Here is a 13,031-nt window from a genome sequence, read left to right on the forward strand (position 1 = left end):
GTGGGGGAATTCCGTGACGGAACTACCCCTCACCTGGGGGAATTACTTGACGGCTGACAGGTTGCAGCCCTTTCGACTGCGGTACCGGGATCCGTCCAGCTTTGTACCTGCGGATCGCGGCGCGCGCGGCATGGATCGAAACACCACACGCGGAGACCATGTCCCGTGGTACTGGGTCGCGGCCGCGTTTCACCTGCTGCGACCAGTACCGATACATCACGGTGTTCGTATCCGGCTTGATCCGACCAGCCGAGAGCAACTCACCGTAGAACTTCATCAGACCCGGCGCTGAGAGGTCCTGAAGCACGCCGGATCCGATGCGTGGCTTGACATACGCACGGCATAGGGTGCTCCAGTTATCCCATGTCGTCGCGTCGACCGACATCTTGATCGCGGGCAACCATTCGTTGATGAACCCAGCGACAGTTCGTCGCGATCGCTTCACATACCGGCCGCGTTCGGTCTCTGCGATCGCGTCGCGGCAGGCTGTCCACGCTTCCTTCTCGGTCTTGAATCCGCCCTTCGTGATCGAGGGATGCTTACCCTTCTCGTTCACCTCGGGCGATGGGAATTTGTAGTACCAGCTCGAACCTCGTTGGTAGACGTGGCCTTTCATCAGGCAGCCTCCATCATCTCGCGCAGCCGGGCGGTGATTACGTAGATCCGTCCGCCCAGTGGCTTGATAGGCAGTTCGCCCGCATGTGCGAGACGGTAGCCAGCCGATCGGCTGATGCCCATCAGCTTCGCCGCACGAGGAACCGCCAGCAGCAGCGGCAGGTCCTGCCATGCTTCGGGGTATTCGGTGTCCAGCTCGACTTTGTCCATGAAACCGTCCTAATCAGTTAGTAGGGATTGGGGTACCGGCCGGAACGGCCGGGTTCTTGTTCCTCGGATCTGGTCTGTCCTAATCAGTTAGTAGGGATTGGGGTACCGGCCGGAACGGCCGGGTTCTTGTTCCTCGGATCTGGTCTGTCCTCGGGTGACGCCCAGAGTGTCCCGGCGTTGGAATGCCTTAAGAGAGAACGGCGCGCCTGAGGGCAGATCGAGCTGTGTGGTGGTGGGATTCCGTTGCTCGAGCCCGCCGCAGGGGTGACTTCTTCGATTCGTTCGCGAGCCTTGGAGCTCTTGGAGAGCATGGAGTCCTTGCCAGCGGACGCCGGATAATCCGGGTGGATGGACATATGGGTCCGGGCTGGCGGACATGATTTCTCCGGATGGGCGGACGTCTGGGTCTCCGGGACACGCCTGAGTAAATGCGAAACGGGATCTCTTCGGGCGGGTTGGCTGAGTGGTGTGTGATCGCTCGCCAACTGCGTCGAAGGGATCCCGTTGACCAAGTCTGACAGGGAGATCATGGAGATTCTGGAAGCGTTCGATTTGACACGCTGCGCGCATTCGGCGGCAGCGTTGTCGGGGGTGGATGAGAAGACGGTGGCCCGGTATGTCGCGATCCGCGACGCGGGCCGCGATCCGCTGGTGAAACTGCCGCGGCCGAAGTCGATCGACCCGTTCGTGGGCAAGATCGAGGAGTGGGTCGACAAGTCCCAGGGCAAGGTGCGCGCTGATGTGGTGCATCAACGACTGCAGGCGATGGGGTTCACCGGCACCGACCGCTCGACGCGCCGCGCGGTCGCCGAGGCGAAGACGGCGTGGAAGGCCGGCCACCGCAGAAAATATCGGCCGTGGCTGCCCGAGCCGGGCATGTGGCTGCAATTCGACTGGGGTGAGGGCCCGAAGGTGGCTGGTCGGCGGACCCAGTTGTTCTGCGCCTGGCTGGCGTGGTCACGATATCGGGTGGTGATCCCGTCGTGGGATCAAACCCTGGGTTCGCTGGTGCTGGGCATTGATGTGACGTTGCGCCGGATCGGTGGCGCCCCAACGTATTTGCTCACCGACAACCCGAGAACGGTGACGGTGGACCGGATCGCAGGGCTGCCGGTGCGGCATCCGGAAATGGTCGCGGCCGGAAGGCATTACGGCTGCAAGGTGGAAACATGCGAGCCCTTCGATCCGGAGTCCAAGGGCGGCGCGGAACACACGGTGAAGATCGCGAAAGCCGATCTGGTGCCGACCACGGCGAATCTGCTGCCCGAGTATTCCTCGTTCACCGAGCTGGCGGATGCGTGCTGGGCGTGGTGTGAACGCATCAACGCCCGCCCGCATCGCGAGACCGGTGTCGCGCCGATCGCTCGCCTGGGGATCGAGCGTCAGCATCTGCATGTGCTGCCGGGCGAACCGCATGCGATCGCTCTGGGTGAGGAACGCCTCGTCGGTGACGACCAGACTGTTCGATGGGGGTCGGTGCGGTATTCGACCCCGGACGGGCACCAGGGCGCCAAGGTGTGGTGCCGCGTCGCCGGTGAGGAGTTGGTCATCACCGCCCGAACCCCGCACGGGCTGGCCGAGATTGCCCGCCACCAGCTTTCGACGCCCGGTAATCCGCGCATCCTCGACGAGCACTATCCCCATCACGCGGGCGGGGATCTACCGCGGGTGCGGAAATTGCGGCCTCGGACGGTTGAGGAGATCGCGTTTCTCGACCTCGGTGAAGGCGCCCGCCGCTGGCTCACCGAAGCCTCGGCCACCGGGGTGTCGCGGATCCGGGCGAAGATGACCCGGGCTCTCGAGCTCGCCGCTATCACCGGGGCCGATGCGGTCGACGAAGCTCTCGGTGCCGCTGCGGTCGCCGGACGGTTCGACGACGGCGACACCGCCGCCATCCTCGATCACCTCGCCAAGTTCTCCAGCCTCGCCGACGTCGTGCGCGCCGACGAGGCGCATTCGGTCCAACCCGGGACCGCGGGCTGGGGGAGGTTCGGAGCATGAGCCACCCGAAAGCCCCGGCGCTGCCCGACGAACTGGAAGCGATCTGCCGCCGGATGCGGCTGCCGTATCTGCGCAAGGCCGCACCCGATGTCCTGGCCACCGCCCGCGCCCAACGCTGGGACCCCGCAGAGGTAGTTCGGGTACTACTCAACGAGGAGGTCACCGGACGCAACTCCGCCACCCGCCGCCAACGCCGCAAACGCGCGAATTTCCCCACTGGCAAGACGTTTTCGTCGTGGCTGCCGGAGGAGTCAACGATCTCCGAAGCAACGCAGAATGCGCTTTCCACTCTGGAATGGGTTGGGCGACATGAGAATTTAGCTGTCGCTGGCCCCTCCGGCACGGGCAAGAGTCACTTCGTCGAAGCCCTCGCGCATTCGGCGATCGAGAAAGATCTGCGGGTGTCGTGGTTCACCCTCGAATCCCTGGCCACCATGATCGGCAAGGCCAAGGTCGACGGCTCGATCGCTCGCGCGGTTGCCCGCATCTGCTCTTGCGATCTGATCGTGGTTGATGACATTGGCATGTTGCCGGTTGGCGCTGACGCCGCCGAAGCGTTCTACCGTGTCATCGACGCCGCCTACGAGCGGCGTTCTATCGCGGTGACCAGCAATATCCACCCCAGCGGATTCGATTCGATCATGCCCAAAACTTTGGCCACCGCGACCGTCGATCGGCTCCTGCATCATGCGCACCTGGTGCTGACGAAAGGTGATTCCCACCGGCTGGCCGAAGCATTCGCCGGCAAGGGGGTGACGCCACTGACCTGACCTGATTCAGCCGGAGAACTGATGTCCACCGGCCCGAAGATCTGCTGTCCACCCAACCGGACCCGTCAAGTCCACCCGCCCGGAGGTCCCGCTGCCCGTTGACAGTCCTGCGGTGTGCTGGAGTCACGGACGGCTAATGAGATGTCGGACCATCGAGTCCCGTGATTAGGGTGCCGCGTGACCCCAACCAGGCTCGTCCCCTGCATGAAACCTGATGAAGGAGAAGTGATTTGGGATCTACTTGTGGAATCGACTGGGCCGAGGCCCATCATGACGTCGCGATCGTCGACCACGACGGCCGGGCGACGAGCAAAGCCAAGATCGGCCACGACGCGGCAGGGTTCGCCCAACTTCTGAACATGCTCGCCGAAGCCGGCGATACCGCCGAGAACCCGATCCCGATCGCCATCGAAACCGACCGTGGCCTGTTGGTGGCTGCCCTGCGGGCGACCAGCCGACCGGTCTATGCGATCAACCCGCTCTCGGCCTCGCGTTACCGCGCCCGCCATCAACCCGCGGGATCGAAATCCGATGCCGCCGACGCCGTGCTGTTGGCCAATATCCTGCGCACCGACGCTGACGCGCACCGACCATTGCCTGCCGATACCGAACTCGCGCAGGCGATTCGAGTGCTGGCCCGCGCCCAGCAGGACGCGGTGTGGTCGCGTCAGCAGATCGGTAACCGCGTGCGTGATCTGCTCAAAGACTTCTACCCCGCCGCCGTGGCAGCCTTCGCCGGCCTGTCCGGCGGCGGCCTGGCCCGCCGCGACGCCCGCACCATCCTCACCGCAGCACCGACCCCAGCGCGGGCAGCGAAACTGACCCGCGCCCAGCTGCGCGCACTGCTGGCCAAAGCAGGCCGCCAACGCGGCATCGACACCGACGCCGAACGCCTGCACGCGATCTTCCGCGCCACTTACCTGCATCAACCACCCATGGTGGAGAATGCCATGGGTATTCAACTGTCCGCGCTGCTGCGCCAGTTCGCCGCCGCCGCCACCGCCGCCGAAGACCTCGCCGAGGCGGCCACCGCCCATTTTGAGCGGCACCCGGACGCGAAAATCATCGTCAGCTTCCCCGGACTGGGATCGTTGACCGGCGCCCGGGTGCTCGCCGAAATCGGAGACGACCGCGACCGCTTCACCGATGCACGCGGGCTCAAAGCCTTCGCCGGATCGGCACCCATCACCCGCGCCAGTGGCAAGAAAACCGTTGTCCTGCACCGGCATATCAAAAATCGGCGTCTCGCCGCGGTAGGACCGATCTGGGCGCTGTCCTCGCTGAAAGCCTCGCCCGGAGCGCGGCGCCACTTCGATGCCCGCCGCGCCGCCGGGGACTGGAACCAGCAAGCCCAACGACACCTGTTCAACAAATTCCTCGGCCAACTCCACCACTGCCTGCAAACCAGCAGTCTCTTCAACGAACATCACGCGTTCCCACCTCCTCTCGCGGTCGCGGCTTGACTTTTAACTTCATGAGATGTCTCTCTAGGAGCCAACAGTTCGCGCGTCCCACGCGTATGGACATCCACGCTCCATCCGATCGGTTAGTCAATAGTGTTGCAGGAGAAGAAATTTCATTTCGTTGTTCTGGGTGGGTCAGGTTCGGGATCGTGGGCACGGGCAGGCACGGTTGGTACGCTGCACCCTTGGACTCCGGATATCGGCCATGGTTTCAACAAGACGAAACGCGATTTCTCGGCGAGCTGTCGATCCGGCGGCGTTGGTAGGTCTGCAACGCACCATCGGTGTGCACGGTTGATGACACCCCGGCGGGCTAGCAGGTTCGCGCCAGTGGTGGGCACCCTTCAGATGAAAGGGGTGCGACCAGCGGTTCCTTGGCGGGCAGCTGGCTATTGACCTAAATTTGACTGTCAGACGGCAGATGTCGCCGGTTGGGCGCGCCACATCCTCGGACCGTGTTGCGAACCCTCGTAGAGGGCGATAGGGACTCCGCACAATGCCAAGCTGCGTGCGGTGCCGCTGCTATTGCGAACCCTCGTAGGGGCAATGAGGACCGGACGCTGATCCTGGTGGGCACCTCCGGGTCGATGCAGTTGCGAACCCTCGTAGGGGCGATGAGGCCCTGCTTGATCAGGGAATTGGCACCCCTCCCGAGCGAAGGTTACGAACCCTTGTAGGGCGATGAGGACGTCGTGGCTGGTGCTGGAGGCGACGTGGGTGGCCGGTTGCGAACCCTGGTAGGGGCGATGAGGTCCCGAAATTGACTGGTACACAACGATATCGCGCACGCCGTTGCGAACCCTCCTAGGGGCTATGAGGACAAGGAATTCATCCTGATCGGCCCGGCCTGCACAGTGATGTTGCGAACCCTCGCAGGGGTGATGAGGACCTTCCGCTACGGGACACCAGCGAGCCGGTCCGACCCGCTGCGAACCCTCGTAGGGGCGATGAGACTCGGAGGCCAGGTAGTAATACGAGCGATACATCTGCGGGTTGCGAACCCTCGTGGGGGCGATGGGGACTACCGCAGCTCGCGTACCTCCGAGATCGAGTTCGGGTTGCGAACCTTAGTGGTCCCGCCCGCAAGTTCTTCGGGGGTTCACGCGGCGGCTGGTGATGCGGCAGTCTGGTGATCGCAGCCGGTGGGCTGTTGGGAGTGCTCGTTCTGTTCGGGTCGCTCGATCCGGGCCAAGAGGTCGGCGAGGTCGGCCTGGGTGAACTTCCATTCGAAGGGCCGGGCGGTCTCGTTGTAGCGACGCCCGAAGGCGGTGAGCCGGTCTTCGACCTGGTCAAGTCTGGTAAAATCGTTGGGAGACACGACCTTTCGTTGCACGATGGAGAAGTAGATCTCCACTTGGTTCAACCAGGAGGCGTGTACCGGAGTGTGGACCATGACCGCGTTGAGAAACCGCGCGGCCAGCCGATCGGCGGCGGCTTTGCCTCGGTGGCTCGAGCCGTTGTCGACCACCCAGAACACACGCTTGGCCGAGGCGTAGGGCTCGCTGGTCATGACCTTCTCGACGAGGGTCATGAACGGCACGATCCCGGTCTTTGCCGCGCAGTGCCCGAATACCTGGGCATGGTGCACGTCGTAGCCGGCCTTCCGCGACATCGCCTGGCTGCACAGTCCTGCTAACGGACCGCCCAGCCATACCTCGGAGCTGCTGATGCCCACACCAGAAGCCCACGGCTACAACCAACCACAGAACCTGGCCGAACTGCTCGCAGTGCTCGATGAATCCTTCGTTGCCGAGAGCTGCCGATCGCCGAACTGCTGGAGAAGTTCCTTGAGTTACGCGGCAGCCTCCACCCCGCCTTCCATGCCAACAACCTGATCGACCACCTATGCTTTACGGCCGCCGAACCTGACACGAATTACATTGGCACGCTACATACTTCGACGGATTGAGTAGTTCAGAGAAGACATGCCCGCTCTCGAGTCCCGGCGGATCGCCGAATACAGCTGCGCCTTGGATTGGTTCGGCGGCACAGGTCCACTCCTACGGGCCGTTGCAGTCTGATAGCAGGCTGATCTTGCCACTGCAACCCGTCAGGCGGTGTCAAAATTGGCGGATACCAACACCTTCCGCCGCAGGGGTGGTGTCGAGATTCACCGATCAACGGTGTCGTGATTCACAGACAAAACCAGGTGTCGCCGCGAGTGGACGACGACTATTCGACGGCTGTTGTCCTTGTTCCGGAGGACGCTAGGATTTCAGGTGTTGCGCGGTTTCTCCTCGCCGCGACACGGTGTCGAATGCTGGGGTATGGCTGGCGGTGTCATGATTCAGAACTGTTCCGGGTGCACGAGTCGAGCGATCTTGTCGACTGCGAGGTCGTTGCTCGGGCCGAGATAGATCGAGTCTGACAGCACCGCATAGTTCCCGGTCTTGGTGGCCTCCCACTGTGGGAACTTTGCGAGCAGGCGCTTGGCGACGGAGTCGATGTCCGGAATGCGGTAATTTACTATGACGAGCGCGTCGACCGGGGTGACCGCCAGCTGCTCTGAGCTGATCGCGACGAAGGCGGTGCCGTCGGCCCGCTCGAACGGGTTCACCGCGCCAGCGGTACTGATGATTTTGTTCCAGATACCTGTCGCGCCAATCAACGGAAGGTCCGGCCCCGCACCCATGTCCATACCGGCGAACACCAGTAGTACATTTTTCTTCGGCCGCCCAGCCACCTTCGCAGCCGTGGCAGCTATCTTACTTTCCGAGTCGGCGATGAGCTTGTCGGCCCGGCCCTGCACATCGAAGATCGCACCGAGATCGCGCAGCAGCGCGTAGCTGTCCTCGATTGACGGTGTGCCCACAACACTGCCGGTGGCGCCGCAGTACCCGCGCGGCACGTAAGTATTGGCACCTGCAGCGGCCAGCTCCTTGCGGGTGGCGTAGCCCTCATCGGCAGAGAACCCGCCCGTGTAGTCGGAGATTACAAAGTCCGGTCGCTGGGCGAGAATGGCCTCTCTGGGGATATCCTGCGCGCTGTTGGGGATGATGCCACCAGTTGGAAGGGCATCGATCGCGACGGCGCGGCCGGGCACATCGGATGCACCGTACGACTGGGCGTTAGCCACGATGCGGTCGGAGACACCTAGCGCGACCAGCGACGACACTTCGGCGACGGAACCTCCGTTCATCACGACAACCCGTTTCGGTATCTCGGTGAAGGTGTAGCCCTTGCCGCAGTTGTCGATCGAGATAGGGTAATGAATTTCGCCCTCCGTTGGCGCGGCAGTTATCGTGCCCGTGGAAGTTTCAGTCACCGATGTAGTGCATCCGGCGGCAAGGGTACTCACCGCAAGCGCTGTGACAACGGCCAGCGTGGCGAAAGCGCATTTCACGAGACAGGTTTTCCTTCGATGAGATGGCGATTGGGGGGGCGAGGAAAGAAGCCGGTCGTGATGAGAAAATCGATCCCTGCGGGCAGGGTGTTGGTGGAATCCGCCGGTGGGAGCGGCGAATCGGCGAGTGCGGTCCGGATGTTGGTACGGTCAAACACGATCGGAGTGCTCGGTTGTCCGAGATTGGCAGCGTGGGTGCGGGCAATGGTGAGGGTGTGGTCGCCGTCGGCTGCAGCTCGATCCTCCAGCTCAGTTAGGCGGGCCTGCCACTGTGGGCTTGACAATGTGGCGATCCGATAGCCGCGTGCGCGCAGCTGCTCGATCACCTCCCTGAACGCCAGAGGGCGCGGGCTGGTCAGGTGATACGTGTGCCCCACGGGCTTCCGGGTGACGAGGTGAGCGATGGCGGCGGCGACCCATTCCACCGGAACCAGGTCGACCGTACCGCAGTCGTACAGGTCCCTTGGCGCGGCGCCAGTGATGATCATGGCCCTGATCAGATTCCAGAACGCATCGTCGCGACTGGTACTACCGGTCACCGAATGGCAGCCGATCCGGCTGGGGCGATACACCGAGACTGGCACACCGCGCTCCGCCGCGAGCAACACCAATCCCTCCGACACCCACTTGCTGCGAACATAACCGTTGGGCACCAGCGACGTCGCGGATACTCGCCGGCCCTCGGGCACGATCGGCGGATTGCCGTCGACGGCATAGGCGCTGTCGCAGCTGGACACGAAAAACACAGGCTTTAACACACCGGTGGTGGCCAGCTGCAGAATACGTTCGGTGCCACGGACATTGGCCTGATACAGCCGATCGTAGGTTTCGAAGTGGTGGACCCAGGCGCCGTTGTGCACGATGACGTCGACGGTTTCTGACAATTCCCGATAGCGCAGCGCCGACGTCCCCAGTAGCGGACTGCCAAGATCGCCTGCGACGGCGGTGATCCGGGAGTGCAGTGCGGCGGTGTCAAGACGGTGTGCCTTGAGCGCGCCGCGTAGCCGCTTGAGCGCTGCGGCGTCGTCGGCGGCACGGACCAGACAGTGGATGTGTAGGTCGGTGCGTTCGATCAGGGCCGCAAGTAGGAAGACACCAAGAAACCCGGTGGCGCCGGTGAGCAGCAGAGTGCGCGGACGGGGCCGCGCGGGTCGGGCGCGACCTGCCTGGATCGCGTCGGGAAGTGCGATGTCGGATGCGATATCGGTATTGGTACTACCTGATTCACCGCTGTACTCGCCGGCGTCGAGGAACGTTGAAAGTCCGGCGATCGTCGGGTTGCCGAAGATCGCGCGCAGGTCCAGCCGCACGCCGAAGGCCTGCCGGATCCCGCTCAGCACGCGCGCCGCGCGCAGCGAATGCCCGCCGAGAGCGAAGAAATCGTCATCAACCCCGACGACGGGCAGCTCTAGTGCATCAGCGAACAGGCGCGCAAGAGTGCGTTCGGAGTCGGTGCGGGCGGGTCGCACCGAGACCAGCGCGGGCGGTGGCGCGGGAAGCGCACCACGATCAAGCTTGCCGCTGACGGTCGAGGGTAGACGGTCCAGGAAGACGAATACGGAGGGAACCATGTAGTCGGGCAGAAATGCGGCGGCGTGGGCGCGCAATGCGGCAGGCTGCGGCACGTCGGCACCCATGACCACACTGTGCGCAACCACATAGGCCACCAGTACCTCGCCGTGCATGCGAACGGCGGCGGCGGCGACCCGAGGATGGGCGATGAGCGTGGTTTCTACCTCGCCAACCTCTATGCGGTAGCCACGTAACGACATCTGGCTGTCGACGCGGCCGATATAGTCCAGGTCGCCGCGCGTGGTCCAGCGGACAAGATCGCCGGTCCGGTACAGGCGCGTGCCGGGAACGCCGAACGGGTCGGCGACGAAACGGCTCGCCGTCGCCGACGAATGTCCCGAATACCCCTGCCCCACTGGTGTTCCACCCACATATAGCTCCCCGGCCACTCCTGGAGGCACCGGCCGCAGCGTCCGATCGAGCACATAGCAGCGCCCGTTGGTCACTGGGACGCCGATCGAGGGCGCCTGGGTGCGATCGCCATTGGCCCAGCTGGCGTCGACCGTGCATTCGGTCGGGCCATACAGGTTGTAGACTGCAACGCCCGGCTGCTCGCGCAGTGCAGTCCACAGCGCCGCATCGATCGCCTCTCCGCCGACGGCAATGACCGTCGGATGCTGCGGCTCGACGAACAGTCCTGCGTTATGCAATTCCCTGGCGAAAGTCGGTGTGATGTCGAGGAAGTCGATGCGCTGCTCACGTATGTAGGCCAGCAATTCGTTGGTGTCGCGACGCAGCCGGTCATCGATGAGGTGCAGTTCGTGCCCGGCCAGCAGCCACAGCAGCCCCTCCCACGAGGTGTCGAACGACATCGACGCGGTAAGTGCCGCGCGCATCCGACGGCCACCGTGCGCTGCCACGGCGGGCTCGATCAGGTGCATCCTATGGTGATGGAACAGATTCACCGCGCTGCGATGGGTGATCGCTACTGGCTTCGGCCTGCCGGTGGTGCCTGAGGTATGGATCAGCCACGCGACCTGGTCGGGGTGGATGCTGGCGAAACGCGGCAGGCTCGGCGCCTGAGGGTCAATGGCGTCCAAGACCGTCAGGTTGTCGTGCCAGCGCTTCGGTATCGAGTGCATCAGCGCGCACAGTAACGACGGCTGCGCGTTCGTCCAACCCGTCGAGCAGCAGAGCGATCCGCTCAGCGGGCTGAGTGGCCTCGAGCGGGACGTAGGTTGCGCCGCAGTCGAGGATCGCGAACACTACGCTTACCGCCTCGACCGTCCGCGGCAGCAGGACCGCAACGACCGACCCGGGCCGCACGCCGGTGGATTGCAGCAGGCCGCTGAGAGCCGCTGTGTGCGTGCCGATCTCGGCGAAAGTCAGGGTTACCTGCCTGCGGTCGATGGTGGTCGCGGTCAGTGCCGGCGCATGCGGAGTTTGTCTGATCCGCTCGGCAAAGATCTCAGCGATCGTCTCGTGCGGCCAGATATTCTCGGCGCCGCGGCCCGCAGCGAGCAACAGTGCGCGTTCACCGGGCAAGAACAGCTCAGCGTCCCAGACTGGCTTATGTGGTCGCTCCAGCGCAGTGCGCAGGAAGCCGAGGAAACGCTGCAGGTGCGTAGCGAGTTCGGCAGCGGTACAAGAGTCTGGGTGGCCGTCGAGGCAGAGCAGGGCGTCGGTGCCGTCGCCGCGGTCGTAGATGTTGAACACGATGTCATCGAGCATGCCCGCAGCCACGTTGTGCGCGGTGCTGGTGCAATCGGCCAGCCGCAGGTCGTAGTCGAACAGCATGATATTCACCGACGGCCCATACATGCGGCGATCACTGCCAACCAGCCCGAGATCACGGCGGATGTGTTCGGCACGGTAGCGATGGTGGCGCCGACTTCGCACCAGGTGGCGAGCCACCTGCTGAGCGAGGTCCGTCAGCGCAGGCGCCCCGCTCAAATCGGTCCACATCGGGATCCCGTTGAGCGTCATACATGGAACGCGCAGAGCGGGGGTTCCGGTGCGCAGCATCACTGGCAGCGCCAGGCAGACTTCGTCAACGCCAGTGATGCGGTGAACGTAGGCTGCGACGGCCGCATAGAACACATCGGTCCACGTGGTGCGGGCGGCCTCGGCGGTACGGCGCAACAGCACGCCGAGATCGGTCGGTATCCGGGCGGATTCGCGCAGTCCCCGCGCTGGGATAGCGCTTCCGGCGGTGCCGGACAGAGCCACAGGCGCCGGACGACCGCGGTAGTAGTCCATCCAGAAGGCGCGATCACTGGCCTGCTCTGCGGACCCGGAGTACTCCGCGTCGGCCTCCATCACCTCATACCACGACCCGAACGCGACCGGTGCGGGTGCGACACTGGCGACCGCCGCTGTATACCGATCGGCTACTCGATGCGCGAGCAGTGCCATTCCGTACCCGTCGAGCAAGATGTGATGCACCCGGTGGTACCAAAGGGTGCGGCTCTCGCTTAGCCGGAACACGATGTGCGCAAACAATGTTCCCGTCAATAGATCACGCGGCTGCTCAACCTCATCGGCCATGGCGGCCAGTGCCGTGCCCAGCGGATCGGCATCGTCTGCCAGGTCAACAACCTCGACGTCCCAGTCCAGTGGGGCGGTGTACTGCCGCGGCCCGTCCTCGTCCTCGCGAAAGCGCACATTCAGCGCAGGCACCTCGGCGACAGCGGACCGGATGGAAGTGACCAGCGCATCCAGTTGGAGCGGCCCTGAAATATCCATGTATTCGGCGATATTGAATACTGCCGAGCCCGAAACGAGCTGCTGGGCGAGCCACACGCCTAGCTGGGCCGCCGTCAGTGGTATGCCGATAAGTTTGCCGCGGGGCGCCGAGCGGCGCTTCAGGCTGTCAGTCACGATGTAGGCCGTGACATAAGCAGCAACCACCAGTCCCGCAGCGTAGGGCGTTCGGCGAGATCGGCGAAACCTACTACGACACCGTAGGTTTTCCAATGCGTGAGCAGGCCGATCAACCGCACTGAGTCTAGCCCAGCCGCAAAGAGGTCGTCGGTATCGCCGAGTTCGTCCGATGTCAGGTAGAGCGACTCGGCGACTAGGGTGCGGATGACGTCATAGGTTAGTGTGCCGGTCATG

Annotated in this window: 10 protein-coding genes; 3 read left to right on the top strand and 7 right to left on the bottom strand. The window is 63.9% G+C overall.

Features of this window, described 5'->3' with window-relative positions:
• Positions 1-22: 22 nt before the first annotated feature.
• Entirely contained in the window at positions 23-616 is a 594-nt protein-coding gene (locus OG203_RS31255) for an Arm DNA-binding domain-containing protein (protein WP_405160817.1), read from the bottom strand.
• Entirely contained in the window at positions 616-825 is a 210-nt protein-coding gene (locus tag OG203_RS31260; protein WP_405160818.1) for a helix-turn-helix domain-containing protein, read from the bottom strand. The genes OG203_RS31255 and OG203_RS31260 overlap by 1 nt, the downstream gene beginning before the upstream one ends.
• 528 nt (positions 826-1,353) lie before the next feature.
• Between OG203_RS31260 and istA the strand changes: the two genes are divergently transcribed.
• The 3 genes from istA to OG203_RS31275 all read left to right on the top strand — a co-directional run bounded on the left by istA (position 1,354) and on the right by OG203_RS31275 (position 5,059).
• On the top strand, positions 1,354-2,826 hold the full coding sequence (gene istA, locus OG203_RS31265) for an IS21 family transposase (protein ID WP_405167889.1): 1,473 nt from the start codon (positions 1,354-1,356) through the stop codon (positions 2,824-2,826).
• Complete coding sequence (gene istB, locus OG203_RS31270) at positions 2,823-3,596, top strand: IS21-like element helper ATPase IstB (RefSeq protein WP_405160819.1); 774 nt, start codon at positions 2,823-2,825, stop codon at positions 3,594-3,596. Before istA ends, istB begins: the two co-directional genes overlap by 4 nt.
• A gap of 230 nt (positions 3,597-3,826) precedes the next feature.
• Positions 3,827-5,059, top strand: coding sequence for an IS110 family transposase (locus tag OG203_RS31275; protein WP_405160820.1), 1,233 nt, complete (start codon positions 3,827-3,829; stop codon positions 5,057-5,059).
• A 1,099-nt stretch (positions 5,060-6,158) separates the two neighbouring features.
• On the opposite strand, the gene OG203_RS31280 is transcribed toward OG203_RS31275, so the two are convergent.
• From OG203_RS31280 to OG203_RS31300, 5 genes are all read right to left on the bottom strand, one after another.
• Positions 6,159-6,671: a transposase gene (locus OG203_RS31280; RefSeq protein ID WP_405160821.1), complete on the bottom strand. Its 513-nt coding sequence runs from the start codon at positions 6,669-6,671 to the stop codon at positions 6,159-6,161.
• A gap of 675 nt (positions 6,672-7,346) precedes the next feature.
• Complete coding sequence (locus tag OG203_RS31285) at positions 7,347-8,324, bottom strand: ABC transporter substrate-binding protein (protein ID WP_405160822.1); 978 nt, start codon at positions 8,322-8,324, stop codon at positions 7,347-7,349.
• Between the two features lie 74 nt (positions 8,325-8,398).
• Entirely contained in the window at positions 8,399-11,056 is a 2,658-nt protein-coding gene (locus tag OG203_RS31290; protein WP_405160823.1) for a thioester reductase domain-containing protein, read from the bottom strand.
• Positions 11,001-12,824 (bottom strand): condensation domain-containing protein, encoded by a 1,824-nt coding sequence (locus OG203_RS31295; protein ID WP_405160824.1) that lies wholly within the window; start codon positions 12,822-12,824, stop codon positions 11,001-11,003. The genes OG203_RS31290 and OG203_RS31295 overlap by 56 nt, the downstream gene beginning before the upstream one ends.
• Positions 12,791-13,030, bottom strand: a complete 240-nt coding sequence (locus tag OG203_RS31300; RefSeq protein WP_405160825.1) for a phosphopantetheine-binding protein — start codon at positions 13,028-13,030, stop codon at positions 12,791-12,793. The genes OG203_RS31295 and OG203_RS31300 overlap by 34 nt, the downstream gene beginning before the upstream one ends.
• Position 13,031: the final 1 nt, after the last annotated feature.

It is taken from the genome of Nocardia sp. NBC_01499, from assembly GCF_045040275.1.
Taxonomy (GTDB): domain Bacteria; phylum Actinomycetota; class Actinomycetes; order Mycobacteriales; family Mycobacteriaceae; genus Nocardia.

Excerpts from the sequence above, each read along its gene's own strand:
- OG203_RS31255 (WP_405160817.1), bottom strand. The coding sequence starts at position 616 with ATGAAAGGCCACGTCTACCAACGAGGTTCGAGCTGGTACTACAAATTC.
- OG203_RS31260 (WP_405160818.1), bottom strand. The coding sequence starts at position 825 with ATGGACAAAGTCGAGCTGGACACCGAATACCCCGAAGCATGGCAGGAC.
- istA (WP_405167889.1), top strand. The coding sequence starts at position 1,354 with ATGGAGATTCTGGAAGCGTTCGATTTGACACGCTGCGCGCATTCGGCG.
- istB (WP_405160819.1), top strand. The coding sequence starts at position 2,823 with ATGAGCCACCCGAAAGCCCCGGCGCTGCCCGACGAACTGGAAGCGATC.
- OG203_RS31280 (WP_405160821.1), bottom strand. The coding sequence starts at position 6,671 with ATGTCGCGGAAGGCCGGCTACGACGTGCACCATGCCCAGGTATTCGGG.
- OG203_RS31290 (WP_405160823.1), bottom strand. The coding sequence starts at position 11,056 with ATGCACTCGATACCGAAGCGCTGGCACGACAACCTGACGGTCTTGGAC.
- OG203_RS31300 (WP_405160825.1), bottom strand. The coding sequence starts at position 13,030 with ATGACCGGCACACTAACCTATGACGTCATCCGCACCCTAGTCGCCGAG.